General features: G+C 53.0%; 22 protein-coding genes and 1 tRNA gene. 8 read left to right on the top strand and 15 right to left on the bottom strand.

The genetic code is table 11. The features are described 5' to 3' along the window. Positions 1–20 precede the first annotated feature (20 nt). The 7 genes from proB to QOL67_RS04555 all read right to left on the bottom strand — a co-directional run bounded on the left by proB (position 21) and on the right by QOL67_RS04555 (position 5,411). Positions 21–1,127: a glutamate 5-kinase gene (proB, locus tag QOL67_RS04585; RefSeq protein ID WP_283424793.1), complete on the bottom strand. Its 1,107-nt coding sequence runs from the start codon at positions 1,125–1,127 to the stop codon at positions 21–23. Beyond that, on the bottom strand, positions 1,115–2,167 hold the full coding sequence (obgE, locus tag QOL67_RS04580) for a GTPase ObgE (RefSeq protein WP_283424792.1): 1,053 nt from the start codon (positions 2,165–2,167) through the stop codon (positions 1,115–1,117). The genes proB and obgE overlap by 13 nt, the downstream gene beginning before the upstream one ends. Positions 2,168–2,222: 55 nt before the next feature. Then, positions 2,223–2,762 (bottom strand): GNAT family N-acetyltransferase, encoded by a 540-nt coding sequence (locus QOL67_RS04575; RefSeq protein WP_283424791.1) that lies wholly within the window; start codon positions 2,760–2,762, stop codon positions 2,223–2,225. 13 nt (positions 2,763–2,775) lie between these two features. Next, positions 2,776–3,369: a LysE family translocator gene (locus QOL67_RS04570; RefSeq protein ID WP_283424790.1), complete on the bottom strand. Its 594-nt coding sequence runs from the start codon at positions 3,367–3,369 to the stop codon at positions 2,776–2,778. An 81-nt stretch (positions 3,370–3,450) separates the two neighbouring features. Further along, on the bottom strand, positions 3,451–3,720 hold the full coding sequence (rpmA, locus tag QOL67_RS04565) for a 50S ribosomal protein L27 (protein ID WP_283424789.1): 270 nt from the start codon (positions 3,718–3,720) through the stop codon (positions 3,451–3,453). Between the two features lie 23 nt (positions 3,721–3,743). Further along, positions 3,744–4,346: a 50S ribosomal protein L21 gene (locus tag QOL67_RS04560; protein ID WP_283424788.1), complete on the bottom strand. Its 603-nt coding sequence runs from the start codon at positions 4,344–4,346 to the stop codon at positions 3,744–3,746. Between the two features lie 195 nt (positions 4,347–4,541). After that, positions 4,542–5,411, bottom strand: a complete 870-nt coding sequence (locus QOL67_RS04555; protein ID WP_283424787.1) for a DUF2059 domain-containing protein — start codon at positions 5,409–5,411, stop codon at positions 4,542–4,544. A 105-nt stretch (positions 5,412–5,516) separates the two neighbouring features. Between QOL67_RS04555 and QOL67_RS04550 the strand changes: the two genes are divergently transcribed. Then, positions 5,517–5,606 (top strand) — tRNA-Ser (locus tag QOL67_RS04550). 448 nt (positions 5,607–6,054) lie between these two features. Beyond that, positions 6,055–6,297, top strand: a complete 243-nt coding sequence (locus tag QOL67_RS04545) for a hypothetical protein (protein WP_283424786.1) — start codon at positions 6,055–6,057, stop codon at positions 6,295–6,297. A gap of 47 nt (positions 6,298–6,344) precedes the next feature. Here the strand turns inward: QOL67_RS04545 and QOL67_RS04540 are convergent, their stop codons facing one another. The 4 genes from QOL67_RS04540 to QOL67_RS04525 all read right to left on the bottom strand — a co-directional run bounded on the left by QOL67_RS04540 (position 6,345) and on the right by QOL67_RS04525 (position 10,489). Then, positions 6,345–7,382 (bottom strand): hypothetical protein, encoded by a 1,038-nt coding sequence (locus tag QOL67_RS04540; RefSeq protein WP_283424785.1) that lies wholly within the window; start codon positions 7,380–7,382, stop codon positions 6,345–6,347. Then, positions 7,372–8,382 carry a HupE/UreJ family protein gene (locus QOL67_RS04535; RefSeq protein ID WP_283424784.1) on the bottom strand — a complete coding sequence of 337 codons (1,011 nt, stop codon included), beginning with the start codon at positions 8,380–8,382 and terminating at the stop codon, positions 7,372–7,374. Before QOL67_RS04535 ends, QOL67_RS04540 begins: the two co-directional genes overlap by 11 nt. Next, positions 8,379–9,221, bottom strand: coding sequence for a peptidylprolyl isomerase (locus QOL67_RS04530; RefSeq protein WP_283424783.1), 843 nt, complete (start codon positions 9,219–9,221; stop codon positions 8,379–8,381). Before QOL67_RS04530 ends, QOL67_RS04535 begins: the two co-directional genes overlap by 4 nt. A gap of 878 nt (positions 9,222–10,099) precedes the next feature. Next, a complete protein-coding gene (locus tag QOL67_RS04525) occupies positions 10,100–10,489 on the bottom strand; it encodes a tautomerase family protein (protein ID WP_283424782.1) in 390 nt (129 codons plus the stop codon). 110 nt (positions 10,490–10,599) lie between these two features. Here QOL67_RS04525 and QOL67_RS04520 point away from each other — a divergent pair, with 110 nt between their 5' ends. Then, positions 10,600–11,484 (top strand): LysR family transcriptional regulator, encoded by an 885-nt coding sequence (locus QOL67_RS04520; RefSeq protein ID WP_283424781.1) that lies wholly within the window; start codon positions 10,600–10,602, stop codon positions 11,482–11,484. A gap of 29 nt (positions 11,485–11,513) precedes the next feature. Here QOL67_RS04520 and QOL67_RS04515 read toward each other — a convergent pair whose 3' ends face one another. After that, positions 11,514–11,786 (bottom strand): hypothetical protein, encoded by a 273-nt coding sequence (locus QOL67_RS04515; protein WP_283424780.1) that lies wholly within the window; start codon positions 11,784–11,786, stop codon positions 11,514–11,516. 2 nt (positions 11,787–11,788) lie between these two features. Between QOL67_RS04515 and catB the strand changes: the two genes are divergently transcribed. Next, positions 11,789–12,424, top strand: a complete 636-nt coding sequence (gene catB, locus QOL67_RS04510) for a type B chloramphenicol O-acetyltransferase (protein WP_283424779.1) — start codon at positions 11,789–11,791, stop codon at positions 12,422–12,424. A gap of 498 nt (positions 12,425–12,922) precedes the next feature. On the opposite strand, the gene QOL67_RS04505 is transcribed toward catB, so the two are convergent. Both QOL67_RS04505 and QOL67_RS04500 read right to left on the bottom strand, forming a co-directional pair. Beyond that, on the bottom strand, positions 12,923–13,363 hold the full coding sequence (locus QOL67_RS04505) for a hypothetical protein (RefSeq protein WP_283424778.1): 441 nt from the start codon (positions 13,361–13,363) through the stop codon (positions 12,923–12,925). 424 nt (positions 13,364–13,787) lie between these two features. After that, complete coding sequence (locus QOL67_RS04500) at positions 13,788–14,780, bottom strand: AraC family transcriptional regulator (RefSeq protein ID WP_283424777.1); 993 nt, start codon at positions 14,778–14,780, stop codon at positions 13,788–13,790. A 240-nt stretch (positions 14,781–15,020) separates the two neighbouring features. On the opposite strand from QOL67_RS04500, the gene QOL67_RS04495 reads away from it, so the two are divergent. The 4 genes from QOL67_RS04495 (at position 15,021) to QOL67_RS04480 (ending at position 19,772) form a co-directional block, all read left to right on the top strand. Beyond that, positions 15,021–16,262, top strand: a complete 1,242-nt coding sequence (locus QOL67_RS04495; RefSeq protein WP_283424776.1) for a dipeptidase — start codon at positions 15,021–15,023, stop codon at positions 16,260–16,262. Positions 16,263–16,354: 92 nt separating this feature from the next. Further along, positions 16,355–17,536: a carbohydrate porin gene (locus QOL67_RS04490; protein WP_283424775.1), complete on the top strand. Its 1,182-nt coding sequence runs from the start codon at positions 16,355–16,357 to the stop codon at positions 17,534–17,536. Positions 17,537–18,189: 653 nt separating this feature from the next. Then, a complete protein-coding gene (locus QOL67_RS04485) occupies positions 18,190–18,804 on the top strand; it encodes a LysR family transcriptional regulator (protein ID WP_283424774.1) in 615 nt (204 codons plus the stop codon). Then, entirely contained in the window at positions 18,801–19,772 is a 972-nt protein-coding gene (locus tag QOL67_RS04480; protein WP_346770597.1) for a VOC family protein, read from the top strand. Before QOL67_RS04485 ends, QOL67_RS04480 begins: the two co-directional genes overlap by 4 nt. 47 nt (positions 19,773–19,819) lie before the next feature. On the opposite strand, the gene QOL67_RS04475 is transcribed toward QOL67_RS04480, so the two are convergent. Further along, entirely contained in the window at positions 19,820–20,110 is a 291-nt protein-coding gene (locus QOL67_RS04475; RefSeq protein WP_283424773.1) for a hypothetical protein, read from the bottom strand. Positions 20,111–20,148: the final 38 nt, after the last annotated feature.

Genomic DNA, 20,148 nt, shown 5'->3' with positions numbered 1-20,148 from the left:
GTATTTTAGTCAGAAGAAACTTAAAGGGCCAAATCGTCCCGGTGAATGAGCGCGGCGCGGCCCGGATAGCCCAAGATCGGCTCAATCTCGCGGCTGTGGCGCCCTTTGATCTGATCCGCTTCAAGACTGGAGTAGGCGGCAAGCCCCTGCCCCAAACGATGGCCAGAGGCATCACGGATTTCGATCGGATCGCCTCGGCTGAAATCGCCATTCACAATTGTCACACCGGCAGGCAGGAGGCTTTTCCCGGAGGTCAAGGCGTTGGCCGCCCCGGCGTCCACCACCAAGGCGCCTTGCGGTTTCATCGATGTAATCCAACGTTTGCGAGCCAGTTGTGGGGTGCCATGCGCCAGAAACCACGTCGCATTGGCGCCATTTTCCAGAGCTTGAATTGGCCGCAGGGCTGAGCCTTCGGTGATGGCCATCGCACAACCGCCAGCCGTCGCGGTTTTGGCAGCCATGAGTTTGGTGATCATGCCGCCTTTAGAAAGACCAGTCACGCCTTCCCCCGCCATGCCCTCAATCTCTGCAGTTATCTCTTCGACCACCTCAAAGCGTTGGGCAGCCGGGTCAGTCATGGGATTTGACGAATAAAAGCCATCCACGTCTGAAAGCAGAATTAAAGTGTCGGCACCCGTGGTCAGCGAAATTTGAGCCGCCAGTCGGTCATTATCGCCATAGCGGATCTCATCTGTGGCGACCGTGTCATTTTCATTCACAATAGGCACAACACCCAGAGTGAGCAGTTGATCCAACGTCGCGCGGGAATTGAGGTATCTCCGACGGTTAGCGCTGTCTTCCAAGGTAACAAGAACCTGCGCCGTGGTGATCTCATACGGTGCAAGAGCCTCCTCATAAGCCCGTGCAAGACGAATTTGGCCAACGGCAGCCGCCGCTTGAGACTGATCCAAAGACAAGTCTGCATTGGGAAGTTGCAACGCGCGACGGCCCAAAGCGATTGAGCCTGAAGAAACCAAGACAACATCAGTGCCACGTGCCTTCAGCATGGCGACATCTTCAGCCAAAGCTTTGAGCCAGTCCACTTTCAACAGCCCAGAGGCCCGGTCGACAAGCAGCGCCGACCCGATTTTAATCACAACCCGTTTTGCGTCTTTTAGGGTCGCCACGGTGCCTCTTCCTCATCAGACTCGGCCGCCTCTTCGATCTTTTGGCGCAGCCTGTCATCATCAATTTGTGCCCGCAGTGCCCGCAAGACTTCCGTGGTGCCTTCATGGCTTGCGCCCGACATCAGCAGTACTTCGCCGCCCACCACTGCCTCAAGTTCTTCTTTGAGAAACGTGCGTTCTTCGGCGTCCAGACTGTCGATTTTGTTCAGAACGGTCACGCGCGGCTTGTCGGCCAGAATGTCGGCGTAGTTGGTGATTTCTTTCACAATGGTTTTGTAGTCTTCCAGCAACGTACCGGAAGTGCCGTCCACCAGATGCAACAACACAGCACAGCGCTCGACGTGACCCAAGAACAAATCGCCAAGACCCCTGCCCTCGCTGGCACCTTCGATCAGCCCAGGAATATCCGCCACCACAAATTCCACACCGTCAACACCGACAACCCCCAAATTGGGATGCAGGGTGGTGAATGGATAATCTGCAATTTTCGGGCGCGCGTTGGAGGTTGCTGCCAGGAACGTTGACTTCCCCGCGTTCGGCAGGCCCAACAATCCAACATCCGCGATCAGCTTCAATCGCAGCCAGATGGTGCGCTCTACACCAGCTTGCCCAGGGTTGGCGCGACGTGGTGCTTGGTTTGTGGAGGACTTGAAGTGCAAGTTGCCGAAGCCGCCGTTGCCGCCTTTGGCAAGCAACACGCGCTGACCCACTTCGGTCAAATCAGCAACCACTGTTTCCTGGTCTTCGTCCAGAATCTCTGTGCCCACTGGGACACGCAAGATGATGTCATCCCCAGTCTTACCGGTGCGCTGATTGCCCATGCCAGGTTGGCCAGACTTGGCAAAGAAATGTTGCTGGTAGCGGAAATCAATCAGCGTGTTCAGACCGTCAACCGCTTCAGCCCAAACATAGCCGCCGTTGCCGCCGTCGCCGCCATCGGGGCCGCCATATTCGATATATTTTTCGCGCCGGAAAGAGACACAACCGCCCCCACCACCGCCGGAACGGATGTAGACTTTGGCAAGGTCGAGGAATTTCATGTCATTTGTCCTTTTGCGGCGCGTGATGCGCTCTTACCTTGCCAGACGGCAAGGCTCAATCCAGTTTCAAACTATATGTCCATGTGGGCACTGCGGCGTCGCGGGCCACCGAGAAGCTTTCCGCATCCCCAAGATACTGAAACCCACAATTTGTCAGCACACGAGCCGAGGCCGGGTTATCCTGAAACACCGAGGCAAAGATGGTGCTGCTGACAAGCGGGTTGGCTGCGATCAGCGCGCGCACGGCCTCGGAAGCCAGGCCTGTGTTGCGAAAAGCTTTGCCAATCCAGTAGCCGACCTCAACCTGGCCTTCGTCAATACGGGTCAGCCCGATGATACCCATAACTTCCGGCTGGCCCTGTGCGCTGCCGTCAAAAGACCAAACATCTTCAACACGATCGCTCGATTGTGCACGATTGATAAAGGCTTCAATCGAACCCGGTGGCACCGGGTGTGGAATACGCGTGGTCATTCGCGCCAATTCCCGATCTGCAGTGTGCATCTCGATAAGCCCTTGGTCAGACCGACGCAACGGACGCAAAACAAAACGCTCTGCTTCAATCACAGGCTGATTAACGATGGTGTCCAATTTCATCGCGGTCTCCTCCTCAAAGAACCACATAAAGCACCGAGGCCACCGTCAAAGCGGCCAAAGTGCGCATCAAATATTTTTCCGCGGGCTTGCCAGCAACAGTGCGGGCGATCCGGTCTCCGGCGAGGGTCCAGATCGGATGGAAAACAGCCTGTGCGGCCAGTAGGCAGATGGCGATGGTCGCTGTTGCTTGCAAGGCGGCTGTCCCAGGTGTGACAAAATTTGTAAAGCCAGCAACAATCATCGCCCAGGCCTTTGGGTTGAGCGGATGCACCAGCAGTCCGGCGGCAAATCCAGGGGGAGCGTCGCCTTCCTTGCTGTCAGGTGAGAGCCGCAAATTGGCAACTTTCCAGGCCAGCCAGCAAATGTAGGCTGCGCTGATCCATTTCAACGCAACAAACACCGATGGCACCGTCTCCGCCACCCCCATCAAGCCAAACCCAATCGGCCAGATGATCAGCTGTTTGCCCAGGGCCACGCCCGCCACAAAAGGCAGCGCCGCCCGAAATCCAAAGCGAGCTCCAGTGGCCAATAGCGCCATGTTCGCAGGACCAGGTGTGCCCACCTGACTTGCGGCAAAGATGCTAAAACTGATCATGGCGACGCTCATGGCGTGTCTCAACTCTCAAAAATGAAAAAGGGCCGGCTGTGTCAGCCGGCCCCCTAAATGTGTCATTACCTTAAGGTCGGCTTACTCTGCGGCCTCCGCCACTGGCAGGACCGAAATAAAGGTGCGGCCCTTGAGGCCTTTGTGGAACTTCACGTTGCCTTCGACGGTTGCAAAGATTGTGTGATCTTTGCCCATGCCGACGCCTTCACCTGGCCACATCTTTGTGCCGCGCTGACGCAGGATGATGTTGCCAGAAATGACGTTTTCGCCACCGTATTTTTTCACGCCTAGACGACGACCCGCGGAGTCGCGACCGTTACGGGAACTACCACCAGCTTTTTTATGTGCCATATCGTTGCTCTCCTATACTTCGCTTACTTCGCGAGTTCGGCTGCTTGCGCAACCCACTCAGGCTTCACTTTAACCGCATCAAAGCTTTCTACGTCAACTGCTGCCAGCTGAGCGTAAGAAGTGATGCCTGCGTCTGCCAGCTTTTTCGCTGCGGCCGGACCAACACCAGTGATGGCGGTCAGGTCGTCAGCTGCGGCTGCGGCAGGTGCTTCGGCTTTCTTGGCTGCTTTGGCAGGTTTCGCCGGAGCTGCGGCCGCAGGTGCGGATACGGAACCCGAACCAATGGCAGCTTTAACGCCGGATTTGTCTGCGCCAGTGGCCAGAATGTCGGTGATGCGAACCAGAGTCAGTTTCTGACGGTGGCCCACGGTGCGCTTGGAGCTGTGCTTACGACGACGCTTCACAAATTTGATCAGCTTTTCGCCTTTGATCTGGTCGATCACGTCGGCTTGTACAGCGGCACCTTCAACGAAAGGCGCGCCAACAACGGTGGTGTCACCGCCAACCATAAGCACGTCGTTGAATTGAATCTTTTCGCCAGCGTCTGCAGCCAGTTTTTCGACACGCAGGACGTCGCCTGCCTGTACTTTATACTGTTTGCCGCCGGTCTTCAGGACTGCGAACATGTCCTATTCCTTCGATCTTATCGCGTCCTTTGGTCCCGCAGCCCGAGAGCTTTGGCGTTTTTGGCGAATGCCACCTCAAACAGCGCGCCCTGGTATGGGCTGTGTTACAAAAAATCAGGCGCAAAGTGCATACTTCACGCCAGATGGGCGCTTATCCTGTGGAAAACTGTTCAAGTCAAGCCGTTTTTAAAGGGCTTACAGGTCCTGAACCGGCTGGATGTCGCCCATGCGCAGCGCCAGAGCTTCAAAGCGGTTCGACATCACCTCAAAGTGCACCGCATTCATTAGCTCATAGACCGTCATCATATCGGGATGTTCCAGAGCTTCGGTGTATGCCACCAACTCCTCAAGCGAGAAGTCGCGATAAGTATAGGCTGCATTGGCCAGCGAAGACGTCTCAATTGCATCGGCCATTTCTTCAGCGTTCTCATTCAAAAGCGCACGCAGCCCATCCTCGTCGGTACGCAGGTCAATCACCCCTGCGTAAGACGCCGCAAGAATAAAGCGCACCTGTATTTCCGTCATCGCCTGCGGACCAATATCATTTGGATCAATCGCCACACTCATGCGGCGAAACAGGTCAATGCGTGGATCTTCGCTCTCCTGCATGTCCGAAAGCATGGCATTGCCCACGAGATTTTTTTCGTCGTCATCTGCCATGTGGCTGTCGTTTTCAACTTGAACCAACCGCTGTCCCAAGTCTGACGCGTAAAACGAAGCAGCATGGGCCAATAACTCGTCGTCAAGCGTGGCTTCCAAAATATTGAGTGCACGGTTTTGCATCAGTTCGGTGTCAAAAACGTCCTCTGCCACAGCAGTCCACTGTGCACCAAAATCTCCTTGGTTCATCCCAAGCAGATCCGGCGCGGAGGTCGCCGACAGCGCAATGGAATCGATCGCCACATCAAAGCCTGTGATACTTAGAAACGCAGCGACATTGTCCCGGTCTGCAGCCTGTGCCCATGACACAACGGCAACCAAGCCAGTCAATACGGACAGCACCAAGACAAGAAGTTGGTTTTTGATGTGGGCAAACGGGGCCACGCGGGCAGAAGTCTTTTGCATAGGGCTAAGCTAAATCATTTGTTGCACAAAACAATGCAAATCCCACTTGCGCCACATCACAATCCCGATTAAACGACGCCCCACAAAGACCACGGTCTATCGGACGGAGAGGTGCCGGAGTGGTCGAACGGGGCGGTCTCGAAAACCGTTGTCCCTTCACGGGGACCCAGGGTTCGAATCCCTGTCTCTCCGCCATATACCCTTGATCCCGAAATGTTGCTTTGATCCGTCGTCAGGAATGCGCTGCGTCTTTGGATGGTGGTACACCAAGCTCCCAGCCTCTGTGGTACGGATTCTCGTGGACATACTCCGCTCAACTTGTTCAGATAAATTACGTCGTAGCAGCGCAATTTTCTGCCACGAACAAATGGTCGCCTTTCACTTTCGTGAAGCACATTTTGAATGGATTGGACATCATAGCCTGGGTGGTTTTGATCGTGCTTGTGATCACCGCCATAACGGTCTTTCTCATTCTAGAGAAGTAGCCCCGCAAAATTGCGAAACAGCGTCAGCATCCTTATGAAAAAGCCATCACAGAAGACGGAACAAAAGCCAAAGTCGCGGAACCAGAGGTGGCCAACCCGTTGAAATAGCGATCATAACCATGCCGGGTCAAATTTTGACGAGCACTGTAGATTGCTTGATGGACCTCTCGTCACAAGGCCAGGCGGACGTGTCTGGAAACGTGCTTGCAAGCGGACAAACCCGTGCCGATCCATTTCTCATTCGAGTTCGCTTGGACAATCCCGACACGGCCGCAAAACTGCCACCGGGTGCCGCAGGCACTTTTGCCATTTATACCAACAACGTTCAGGCCACACATGTCATTCGCAAGGTCATGATCCGCATGACGTCAATCATGAGCTACATTAACCCGTCACTCTAAGGGGTTCTAAGTAGAGTTAAATTCCACTGCAAGAACAAGCGCTTCACTTAGTCTGTTTGGGCGCCCACCGCCAACAAACGCAACGCCGCCAAAGTGTCATCTTCGCCCGCTTCATCAATTTCATCGTTGGCGCCCACTGGTGCCAAAGCCCCAAATTGCAGTGTCACGATGTAAGCCAAATCAACATCGAACAGCACAAGCGCGGACAGAGTTTGGGAGATCAGTTCCCGTGTTGCGACGTCGCCAGTTTGGAAATGCATGGCAAAGGCCTGCACCAGCGCGCTGCGAGTGTTGTAGGCATAGGCTTGATTTCTCAGATGGACCTCCGCCAACCATTTCACGCCCGCCTGCCCGTCTAGCTCAACCAGGCTCAGCGCATAGGCCCCCAGCATATCACCATCGTTCTTTACGCTTTGAGAGAGTCTGTGACGTAAAAACTTGCTGAGCTCCGGATCTTGCGCACTGAACCCCAAAAGTAGGATACGGATCGCACGTAGATCCATTTGGGTCAGCACATCTAGTTTGGCTCGCAATCGCGGTGAATTTACCTGTAGATTAAGCGCTTGAAGCGTCGCGTAGGATGCCAAATCCAGTTCGCGTAGAGCAAGCTCACGGACACCCGGTGTTGTATGCCCCAGGAAATTGGCAAAAAACTCTGCCCGGGACGAGGGACTGTCTCGCCACTCTGACAAAGACTCCAAAATGTCCCGCAAGATCGGATCAAACTCTGAGTCCACAGTGACCAACCGATGCCAATCTCCAGTCTCGGCGTTACGCGCAAACAAGACTTGATTTCGAGGTGCAAGCTGCATCAACCGCCGGGTGGTACTGTCGACCAGAAAGGGTGGACCGACGACGTTCTGATTGCCCTTCAGGTGCTGGGTGACTTCAAAATGAAACGGATCAGCCGCGCTGGGGCGCACCAAAACAATACTGTCTGCCTCCAAAAGTCGCTCCACCATTGTGGGCTTTGGCTGATACCCGTGAAAGGCGCACGGCACCGCAGGTGTTGCCACAAACAACAGGCACACGCTCGCCCATAACACCCGCCGAAACCCCAAAAATTGCGGCAGCTCAGAACCCATAAATTCGCTCCGCCACCCAAAATGTCGCAACAGTTCCAATGAGGTAACCCGCAACCAGATTAGCATTACTCAACAACCTAACGGACAACATATTCAGCCAGGACAGCCCTCCCTTAAGAACATACCCCGCCGCCAAAACCACGCCGACAAAGGCCAGCTGTCCGGCCTCTACGCCCAGATTAAATGCCAAGAGCGCCATCGCAATGTCAACTTCGGGAAGACCGATGTCCTGCAATGCTCCAGCAAATCCAAGCCCATGCAACAGCCCAAAGGCAAAAGCCACCATCCAGGGTGCGCGTTCAGACAGCCGCAACTTCGCCTCTTCCCGCTTAAGAATTTCGATTGCCAGGAACACAACAGATAGGGCAATGATCGCCTCAACCGGTGGACCGGGGATCGATACGTGCCCCAAAGCCGCAAGCGCCAACGTGATGCTATGGGCCACAGTGAAGGCTGTGATCGCACCGATAAGGCGCCGTTTGCTGCGGATCAAGAGAACCAGAGCAAACACAAAGAGAAGATGATCCCATCCTTCCAAAATATGCTCAAATCCCAGAACTGCATAAGTCCACCCGACTTGCAGTAAGCTTTGCTTTTCCGGTATCAGCAGCGTCGTCTGGGTTGAGGTTAACCGTTTGGTCACGGGCGACGCATCCAACGCCTGTAAGCGTATCAGAACATCCGTTTTCTGATACGCCAACCCATCCACAGACAGGTACCGTCCGGACAACCCATGATCACAAATTGCGACCCAATGTGATTGCCAAGCAGTGCCGTCCGACACTGAATCCGGGCCGGACTGTGGCGTGCAATTCTCCGGTAGACGAACCTCAATTGGCATCGGCCTGCCACGCACATCAGGCTTGCGCCAAAACACTTGATACGTATTGGTTTCGATCTCCCGAATATCTAGATACCCGGGATCAAGCTCATGGGCAGCCGCCGAAAACGCCATAAAAATCGCACAACAGCCTAATAATATCCCCCGCAGCCAACTCATTGGCCAATCCAGCTTTTAAGCGTGTCTTGGGTTGGTTGCGACACCTGATAGGCCTGCAACAACGCCGCTTCTTGCGCTGTCCTTAGGTCATCTGCCAGACTGCTACGCCAATCAGCTAAAACCCGTTCGCGCACCATATCCAAACTTGGCAACTCAGAGGCTTGATATTCCAGGACCCGAACAGCGTGCAGGCCATAGCCAGACGTAACCGGCCCACTCCACTGACCAACAGGTAAGGTTTCCAACTGGGCAAAGGTCCCGCGCCCAAAATTGCCATCCACTTGCACCCAAGTTGCCTTGGACATGGACCTGTGCAGCAACGACGACGACATCTCGTCCTGGGTAGCGTTTCCGGCGTTCAGATCTGACAGCACATGTTCGATCTGCGCCGCATCTGTTCCAGGCGCCAACCCTATCTGTTCAAAGCTGATCAATGCAGGTGTTTTGAAAGTCTCCGGGTTCTCCTGCAAATGCTGGTCCAGCACCGCGTCGTCCGGCATGGCTGACTGCGCGGCGGATGCAATTAGAAAGGCCATTTTCTGCACCAGGCGATTGCGCACAACGCCGTCGCCCTGATCTAATCCAAGCGACTGCGCTTCACGCACAAGAACTTCATCTCTGACAAATTGATCCACCATAACCTGCGCTTCTTCAGGTGTGGGAACCCGCTTCATTTGGGCAAAAAAACGAGCCGATAACCCTTCAAAAACCCGCTCCGACACCACAATTTCATCTACTTCAGGTCGACCACCCGCATCAGGGTTCAGAACAAAAAACCAACCGAATATTGCGGCACCCAACAATGCAAAATGCAAAAATGGTTCTTTCCAGATCGACATAATCAATTCACTTTCATTGTGGTTTTCTGGGAAATACCCAATCGTCTTGATTGGGGACGTACAATTAATTTTCGTTGTGTTCTCTGGCGGTGTTCTGTGCGCATCAATTGAGAGGTTCAGACATCTGCGGCTGAGAATACAGCGCAAATAGTTGGACTGTATAGAGTTTTGTGGAGGTCAAAGGCCCGCACTCCGTTCGCCATGCCCGTGCCAAAAACCACTCACGGCCGGCTCCACAGAGAACATTTTCGACCACGGCAAATGCTGCCTACCTACCTGGTTCTGATCATTCGATTGTGAGGCAATAGATTCGCTTTCCAAAAGCAAAAAAGCCCCCAACCCGTTAAGGTTAGAGGCTTTTTATGGCTCCGGCGGTAGGGATAAACCGAACATTTACTCAACCAAAATTTGCACCTAAATTAATATATAACAATGACTTAAACTATTTTTCGAAAATCCATTAGGGACCCTGTAACCCAGTTTGTAACCCAATTTGTAACCCAAAAAGCGCGACCTCTGCCACGCCGACTCCGCCACCTCAGCCCGCGCCAGAACCTAAATCTAGCGACGATTTCGTCGCTCCAATACTTTGGCCTGTATATTTCACAGGCCAAATCGGAAACAAAAAGGGAAAGCGTGAAAAGGCACTTTGGCTCATTAACCGGCACGCAAGGACCAAGACCACAAGTCAAAATAGATCGCTATGCGAAGATAGCGACATTTCAAAGTCACGAGATCTGAGGGATTGATGGAACACTTATGCGGCGTGCGTACTAGCAAAAGACGCCTTTCGCCGCAAATGCATCAACTGGGCGCGCCGGCACGGAAGGAGCGCGGACAAGGTCACCTTTCTCCGCTTTTTCGCCAATGTCCGCTCGCTAAAAACCAAGAACTTTTTTCACAGAGCCTTGCTCACTGAAAGACCAGTCGACCGGGCCATTTTCCGTCAAATAGATGATTGAATTACCAGGCGGGAAACCTATTGCGTCCAGCCGCTTTCTGACATCAACGTATAGGGCTTCTTTCTGTTCATCTGTGCGTCCCGCCAACAAGGTGATGTCTATGATGATAGTCGCAGCAACATCACGTATCCCCAAGTAGGTTGGATGCAGGATCATGTCGCCCTGCCCGTAACGGGCAACAATGCAGAAGTAGTCCTTTGGATTAACGGCGCAGGTTTCCACAAGGCTATCATGGAGCAAGTCGTTTATTTGATGGCATGTTGCGACAGGCAAGTTTTGCGGCACATGCAGCTTGTTAAGTGGCATAATCTCGATCCTTTGATCTAGTGGTAGCGACTTCAGCGACCCTATTGTTGATCTAAAGGCAGAAAAAGGTGACCTTTTGCACATCTGTCTTGATTCTGAGTCTCTAATAAATGTCGCACCTTGCCCCTGAGATCGCAGCTTTTATCCGTGTGGTGGAACGCGGCACGTTCGTTTCGGTGGCAACCGATACTGGATACACGTCGTCTGGCATTTCCCGTATGATAACGAGATTGGAAGAAAATCTCGGAACGAAACTTTTCTTTCGATCAACACGGCGACTGTCTCTCACTCCAGAAGGAGAGGCGTTCCTGCCTCGAGCACGGTCCATTCTGGAGACTATCGAGATTGCCAGTGCTGAGTTTTCCGATGCCTCGGCGAACCCTCACGGACATATACGTCTGAATTGTGGTTCTGCTTTCGCCAATCACAAACTTGCACCTCAATTGACAAAATTTAGTGAGTTGTATCCGCATATCTCGCTCGACATTTCTGTCACGGATCAACGCGTCGATCCGGTCTCTGACCAAGCGGACGTTACAGTCCGTGTGGGTGATCTCGATGACAGCAGCCTTATAGCCATCCCTATGGGAACAGTGTCGCGCGTCATCGCCGCGAGTCCGGGTTACTTGGCACAGTATGGAGAACCGCAAACAGCCCAAGATCTACGGAATCATAATTGCCTTCTGTTAAATGGCTTTCCACATCAGGCAGCTTGGCCGTTTCACGAAAATGGTCAAGCGATGAGAGTGCAAGTGAAAGGCAGGCTGACATCCGACAACGTCGAGACGCTTTTGCACGCTGCGGTATCCGGTGCAGGCATAATTCGACTTGGTGATTTCCTCGGTGCCAGTTCATTGGCTTCAGGTCAGCTTGTTCCAATCTTGACCAAGGTCCATGATACGACGGAGCAACCTTTAACAGCCTTGATACAACCTGGCCGGCAATTAGTATCGAGAGTCCGAGCCCTTTTGGAGTTCCTGAAGTCGATCGACTGACTAGGTATTCACGACCAGAAAACGGACATTCATTCAATCGCAGATTCTCCGAACCGGCCATTCGCTGCGCCTGCAACATCGACGCCTTGACAGAGGTCCGCAATGCGGATGAAGCTGCCATGCAAATGGCCCACGCCAAGATCAGCTTTGTTTGCTTCGCGGCGAAAAAGAAGCGCATTGCATTTGAGAAACGAAAGAATGTTGCTGTATCTTTTAGATGGCTGACAATTAATGAATTCATCGCCCCATGTTACCATGCCTGACGCGCGCCCAAAAATAAGGTGAGAGGCATCAAGGAACATCAATGGATAACTACTTTGAAAGCCCATTTCGGGGTATTCCGCTGGACCAGCAAGTCACCAACCCCAACATCATCGTTGGACGTTACAGCTACTATTCTGGCTTTTATCATCGTCATAAGTTCGATGAATGTGCGCGGTTTCTCAGTTCCGATGCCGGAGCCGACAGGCTGATTATCGGCAGCTTTTGTTCCATTGGGACTGGGGCAGCCTTCATTATGGCGGGAAACCAAGGACATCGTACCGATTGGATCAGTACATTTCCGTTTCACTACTGGCCGGATGGGCCAGGCTTTGCCGATGCTCCCGACGCGTTTCATCCAGCGGGTGATACCGTCATTGGAAGCGACGTGTGGATCGGGTCAGAAGCGATGATCATGGCCGGTGTTTCCGTCGGACATGGTGCCGTGATCGCGGCGCGTTCGGTCGTGACGAAAGACGTGGACCCCTATACCATCGTTGGTGGAAACCCAGCGCGTACCATTCGCAGCAGGTTCTCAGACAAGGAAATCTCATTGCTTCTCGAGATTTCCTGGTGGGATTGGGCGGACACGCAATTTCCGGCAGCCATTCACGTTCTGACAAGTGGGGACGTGCAAGGGCTCTATCATTACTGGAACGATCACGTCAGACCGAAATGACCCTTGTAACCGCCTGAAAAACCTAAACAGCTGTGCAGACACAGGTCAGATGTCGGCTTTTGTTCGCGCTTCGCCGTCATTCGTGCGTGGTGCAGCATGTGGCGTTTTCCATGCGGCGTTGCAACGTCACTGTCCTACATCTGGCTGGCGATCGACGCGGTTGCCGGCGGCGGCAGTCAGCCCAAAGCGGACAAGACGTTCTAGCACTTCGGGCGGACAACGGTCATTCGCCGCGGTATGAACCAATGGCAGCGATGCGCAGATTGCGACCTTTGCAAAGTCCGCCCTTCGGCCAGGGAACATAGCTCTCGATAGCTGCGTTGCCGCATGAAAAGCGGTCATTGATGAGAGTTGCAGCGAAATTCGGGGGTTGAGTGCAGCTGTGCTGGACAAACTCGCCTTTTAAAGCGTCGCATTGAAGGTCTGCTTCCGGGACGACCGCGCCATTCATCAGCGCGTGGTCAAAACGCCGTGAATTGAACTTCTGTCAAATTTGGATCAATTCGCCAATGTTGCCAGCAGAACATCAAGTGTTTCTTCTGGCTGCCCCAAAAGCGCGAGCCCCTCGGATTCAGAATCTTGGACCAGCGGTACAACAGAACCTATGTCAATCCAGGACCGTACGAACATAGCACTCAAGTCTCGACTTATGTTCGTAGGTGCGATGTATACGACAAGCGATTGCAAATCAGATCGAACAAGCCGTTCTGTTAATCGGGCCTGCATACCCATAAACTGAACATAGTCTTTTTCGAAACCAGTGACCTCGGTCATATTGACCAGTTGTTTTTGGCCCGCAACATAGTCTGGATGCGAAACATAGGCTTCTGTTGCATTTAACGTTTCGTTGACAGTGGCGTAGCCAGAGTATCGAACTACAACAAGGCCGCGTTTTGGGAAGATTTTAAATTCTACAGGCATAACTTTTTCTAGATCCATTTGGCTGGCGCCAATGTACGCGCCACCCATCGCTGTTCACTAAAGCAGACATTAAAACTTGTTGGAGACCTTCATTCGTAGCGCAGCATCCATTGTTTTGGACTCAATCCGGACATCAGGCAATCCCTGACCGCCAAACTCGCTGCTGTCAGGTCCCAAGGACGGCTGAGCGGACGAAGCTGCCGTAAGTCGTTCAGCGGCTAACGGCGGCTATCCAGCCCAAAGCCGACATGACCTTTCTACAGTGAGGGCAGGAAACGGTCTTTCGCTGCACAGTCCCTACCAAAGGCAGTATTGCGCTTGCGGCGGCCTTTGCCGATCTTAAATTGTGATTGATAAAAGCCACTCCAGACCGACAGGAAAATGGCATCTGTTTTGATCGGTCAGATTACGTTCGATAGGTGAGAAAATGCACCGCGGCCTTTTAGCAAGTTTTCCGGTAATCCCTTGGTGCTTTTCCAGTCCATCCTCGAAACGCCCGCGTAAAATTTGAACTGTTAGTGTATCCTAAACTTGAAGCGATTGAGGCGACGGAGGCCTTAGTGCGTCCAACTTCCTCCAATGCCAACCTTTGACGTACCTCTTCTTTGATGTCCGAAAAGGTCCATCCTTCCTCCTTGAGCAAAGACTGCAGTTTCCAACGGGACATAGTCAAATCACGCGCAATGTCGTCAACGCAAAGACCGGGTTCCGCGATCCGGTGTTCAATCAGTCGGCGGACTATCTCAGAAAGCGGTGTATCCAGTTCGTTCGGCACTTTTAGCTTCAGCAGATCAGGGGGTGGCGACATGCTCGGCATATTCAATGTAAGATAAGCAGTGGGGAATCTGAGGATCAGACCGTCCTGACCGGATAGGACGGAAGAGGATGGCAGCATGCCCTGTGGAACTATCGAGGTATCGGGTAGGGCAGCGATGACTTTTGACGGCTCCCAGTCCGTTCCCGCCGCAGACTTCAGAATTCCGACAAAGAACCCAACCGCAACTGCATCAGCATAACAGGCGTCATTGCTCGCTCCATCCGCGCGTTGCAGGCGCCACAAACTTACCTGGCCTTCGGTTTCCAGCTTGTAGGTAGCAGCGCGGCTTGTTTCCGAGGACATCATGCTAAACTTGAAGAAGAAATCGCCGACAGATGTTGCCGAGACCATGAGTGGCAGCAAAGGCGCCCACGCACCGCTCGCCATGCGTTGACCGATGCAGGCGCAGATCAGCGGATCATTGGTGCTGCGTGCGACCCATGCCAATAACGCGTAGACAGTATTCGCAGGCAAGGAAATCGCCGGGTCAAACAATGCCTCTTCTTTCAAATTGACGCGCGCAGCCAACTTGGTTTTGCTGACGCCGCGCCTGAGCAGTTCTTCAAAGAACGGCTGGAGAAACGCGACACTCATCGCTGGAACCAAAGGATTTTTCATTGGACACCACCAAGGACAGAAAACATCAATTTCTGTCATTATAGAAGAACAATCGTGATTCAACTATCCAAATGAATGGAAAATTCAGAATTTCGAGGTGCGATCTCCCTTAACGTGATCCACAGGGCGCGGAGTGGCTCTTAGAAACCTCATTTGGGTTGTCAGGTTATCTGCTTGGAGCACTGCTCGAATTTGTCCGGTGGGACCGCTATGCGGTGAAAGCACGTATTGGAGTTTGTGATGAAGAAAACATTATTGGCACTGGCCTTGTCTGCGGGTTTTGCAGGGTCCGCCTACAGCAGCGACAACTCAAAAACTTGGCCCGCCTCAGATGAGGCCAAGCAGTTTGTGAAAGACACAATCGTCATTGGAATGCTGGCGAGCCCCTACGGCACAGGCTGGACGGAAAACGAACAGCTTCTGGATTATTTTGCCCTTGCCCGTGAGAACGGTATCACCGGCCACGAGATGACGTTAACTGCGGCCAGCATGACCTTCAACGACTTGATCACTCAGCACTACCACTACAGATCTGCAATGGCCGAACAGCCGGAGAACTATCAGTTCGTCAACAGCATCAGCGACATCGAGTCTGCGCATTTGCACGGCAAGACAGCGGTGATCTGGAATAGCCAGACTGCAACGATTTTGGATGGTGATCTGCGCAAGATGGCAATTATCGCCGACATGGGCATCAAGAGCATGATCCTTGCCTACAACGATGTGTTTCGGACCGGGTCTGGGGGATTGGCCGAGTTTAATGGAACGGTGCTTGGCCTGACGCCTTGGGGTGAGGATGTAATTGATGAAATGGTGCGCTATGGCATCATGCTTGATCTCAGTCACACCGGATACCAAACAGCCTCAGACGCAATGGACTACATGGAAGGGAATTATCCGGGCGTTCCGTTCGGTTATACCCATTCGATTCCGGCCGGTCTCTATAAAGACGAGCCGAACGCGACGCCAAAAGGCTGTTATCGCAACATCACCGATGAAGAGGCAATCCGTGCCGCCCAGTCAGGCGGGTATGTGTCGCCGACGTTCACTGAATGGATGATGGATGGCATTTGGCCCGATGATATTAGCCCCAAACAGGCCGCCGATATGATCGACTACTATGTCAAACTGGTAGGCGTTGATCATGTCGCTATCGCCACCGACGATATGTTCAGCGAGGAATTGATCGTCGCTTTTGCAACTGCCAATGCAGATGTTTATGCCGATGACGGCTACATGACGAATGCTTTCGACAAAGGTGCAACTGGCGCAGGTGAGCTCTCCAAGATCCTGGCCGCAATCACCGATGATCTTTGGGCTCGCGGCTACACCAATGAAGATTTGGCCAAGGTTTATGGTGGCAACAAAATGCGGGTATGGTCGCAACTTTGGGAAGGGGTTTCGTCTGAACAGTTTGCCGAAGACTTGCCTAAGCGAAAAGCTATGCGCAAGGAGCTGCGAGAGTATTTCTATTCTCGGTAAGTGACCCGTCTTAAGCCTCTGTGCTGCCCGCACGAACATTCAGACGGGCAGCAATGCATTCCAGTAGTTGAGTGTACGTCATGGAAATTGGCATGAAGCCTTTGATTTTGAGTTGCGTGTTGGCAATTGGTCTTGTCGGCAACGCAGCCGCACAGGGACTGTCTGGCCCGTCGTCGGTGGAAGGTGATCTGTCACCCGGAGATGGGTTAACAGACCCTCAACTACGCTCGGACTTCCCGCGCAACATCGCTCCGGGTTGGTTTTCATGGAAAGATGGACTTGCCGAGAAGGGCTTTCGGTTCAATCTGGACTATCTGACGCTTGGACAATCCTCCAATGCAAATCTTGGCGAAGGCAACGCAGCCAGTGGTATTTTCCGGGTCTATGGCAACTGGCAGCCAACCGAACATGGTTCACTGACCTTCAAGCTGGAACACCGCCATGCTTATACGGCCGTTGCGCCCCAGTTTCTGGGGCTCGACGGTGGCGCTTTGGCGATCACTGGCACAGCCTTTAACGACAATGGCGCGATGCTTACGAACCTGTTCTGGAGCCAGCGGGCGCCGGATGCTTCATGGACGTTGCAATTCGGGCAGATCGACGTCACAGATTTTCTCGATATCTACGGCGCGGTCAGCCCGTATTCGGCGTTTCAGAATCTGGCATTTAACACCAACCCAACAATCAACACCCCAAATCCGGGGTTGGGACTTGCAGGTGGTGTGAAGCTGGGTGAAAACTTCTATGCGATTGGCAGCATTGCTGATGCCAATGCCGATCCAACGTCACCTGACTTGAACGTTTTTTCCGACGGTAATCTCTTCAAAAGTTTGGAACTTGGTTACACCAGCGGTTTGGACCGTATCTATTTTGACAACATACACCTGACCCTCTGGCATGCAGACGCCGCAAATGACGGCAGCCGCGCGGAGGATTATGGTGCATCGTTCTCAGCGGCCTGGTTTGTGGACAATAAATGGATTCCATTTGTCCGCGCTGGCGTGAGTGAAGGCACCGCCGCCCTCTATGACAAATCGCTCTCTGCCGGGATTGCCTACTACGGGCGCAACACTGACGCCGCCGGTCTTGGATTGAACTGGGCGCAGGCCAATGGCAATGACGCCACACAATTCACCGCAGAAGCGTTCTACAGGTTTTCTATTTCGCCCGGCCTGCATATCACCCCTTCGATCCAATATATTTCCAATCCTCTGCTCACGGTGGGGCAAGACGATATCTTCTTGATCGGGCTGCGAACTCGCATCGTGTTTTGAGCTGGCTTGGCGGATGATTCTAAGTTCCGAAGACTGACCCCAATCAATGCTTAAAGCTGCCGTTCACTTGAAGGGCTTGAATGTCCGCTGTGGGCCGTTCACGAAACTTTGCAAAGTCCAGTACCTGCGTATTGCTGCCGTTCGAGCCAGGAGCAGCATCAGTCAGTTTGGGCTCAATCCGGTCATTGATCGCAAAAATCGGCTGTAGGCCTCTGGAACGTCTGTTTTAAGGAACGTGAGATTCATAGATTGCAGTTGCAGCATGCTCGCTCCAAGTCAATTCTAGTTGGCCGCTTCGGGCTGAGAGCCGACCTCCGTATGCACCGCCAGGCTCCAGTGGATTCCAGGACACGCGGCTAAGATAGGTTTCTATGGTGATGAACAACGTCCCTTGCTTCACTAATTTGGATTGGCTTGGCCTAGGCTTAGCGTTCTTCATTGGCGAATTTACGAGTGTTTGTGCTTCGAAAACCGGATGATCCTTCTAGTACGTTCAGTGTTGTTACTGGTTACATTCAGCCTCTCACGCTACGCCTCTAGCACCATGCAAACTAATAGTAATAGGTAACGAAGTCCCCCCATCGAGGCGACTGAGAAAATCTATCTCAGCCCACGAGGCATCCTGTGCGATCAGTACCCAAAAGGAAGTTTGCATGACATATCGCCTACCACCACTAAATAGCCTTAAGGCCTTCGAAGCCGCCGCTCGCAACAGAAGTTTCAAGGCTGCTGCGAGTGAACTTGGGGTTACCTCTGGTGCCGTCAGTCAACTCGTGAAGAAGTTGGAGCTGGCTCTCTCTATCGAGTTGTTCACGAGGTTTACTAATGGCCTAATTTTGACACCAGACGGCGAAAAGTATTTCCATCGCATTGCCGGAATCTTCGAACTCCTCACAGATGCGACAGATGAAGTTGCCCCTGATCACAACGGGCGTAAATTTAGCGTTGGTCTGTGCTCTGAGTTGTATGATCTGCTTCCAAAAGGATGGGCCCGGTCCACAAATGGCCTCCGGCACGCGGTAAGGGACGTGGTACACGATGCGGATCCAGCGCTCGTTTGGAATGGGGAGCTGGATTGCATTGTTAGGATCAATGGCGATAGCGTCGATGACTTGTGCTCGCGGGAGATACTGGAAAGACATAAGGAACCATCTGGTCGAAAAGTAGTTCTGCAATCGAAACCTGCGTTAGTTAACTGCCACCAGACCAACGAAATCGCAGCTTCAATTCGAGAGTTGCTGATTAATTCACAACAGGAAGTTGGATGATCATGGGTACTAGATCATTGGACCACGCCGTTTTCGCCGTAGACGACTTGGAGACCGCGCATAGCACTTTCGAAAGGCTTGGGTTTTCCGTTGCGCCAAGGGGAGTGCATCCCTTCGGTACGCACAACGCAAACATCTATTTTAGGAATGGGCTTATGATTGAGTTGCTCGCCGTCGATGACCCAAGTCTCTACCGCCTATCTGCAAACGAACAGAACACATTTACGAAAAATGACGCCGAGTTTCGCGCATTTGTCTGGCAACAAGGTATCTCCCAGATTGTCGTCAACACAACGGACGCATCAGCTGATCACCAGGCGTTCTTAGACGCAGGCATTTCAGGTGGCTCTGTTGTCGCGTTCAGTCGTGATTTTACTCACCCAGACAACAGAACAGAGAAGATTTCGGCAAAACTTGCGTTCGCAACACCAAAGAACTCAAAAGGCGCCTATTGGTCTTCTTGCGAAGACAAAGAAGCCCCCAACTCAATAGCTTCGGAGATTTTGGACCACTCGAACGGGGCACTACACCTGGTTGAAGTTGTCACAGTTGCATCTGACCCGGCCGATCTGACTTCTTTTCTTGAAACGGTTTATCGGGTGCAGGCTGGTAGAAGCTTGCCAGGTTCACTTGCAGTGTTGCTAAGCAACGCGCGACACACGGTAATGCAGCCACATGTTGTTGTTGAGCGGTTTGGCGTTCATGTCTCTCCATTGGAAACCGTGTGCAGGCACGTTGGGCTGGTTTTTGAGGTTGCGGATATTGCTGCAACGGTGTGCTGTCTGAAAAATTCAGGAATTGAAGTTCAGGACCATCAGAGCCAGGCGATTGTTTTTCCTTTCTCATGTTCGCACCCCTTTCTGGTGTTCAAACAGCATCACGCCCGCTCAGCACCTCAACTTTGCCAGCACAATCCAGCAGCTCACGCCGGTCCCGAGACCAAAGCACCTCGATCTGCCGGTCACTGATCCAACCCGAAGGGATTTGCACCGGACGAGTGCAAGGATCAGCGCTCTTAACGTAGGGCGTTGAGCCGCTGCACGCGGTTAGGGCCAAGACAGCGCTCAACAACAACAGGTTCTGCATAGGCAGCAGCCTCCAACTCTTCGGCCATGCGGGCGCGCTCTTGCTCCGCGGCACGGCGTTTCTGATCGGCCTCCTGGCCTTTGGCGATCTGGTCGAGCAGTTCTTGATTGTGGGCGGCCTCAGCCTTGGCGATGCCTTTGGTGTAGCCAACCCAACCAGCCCCACCGCTCGCGATCAGAACAAGGGCCACCACCGCCAGCAGGAACCGCGCGCTTGGCATCAGGTCAGCCCCTTCATGCACAATCGGTATTCATGCGC

It is taken from the genome of Shimia sagamensis, assembly GCF_900182745.1.
Classification (GTDB): Bacteria; Pseudomonadota; Alphaproteobacteria; order Rhodobacterales; family Rhodobacteraceae; genus Shimia; species Shimia sagamensis.
Note: the sequence above shows the minus strand (reverse complement) of the source record. Positions and strands in the feature narration are given on the sequence as shown.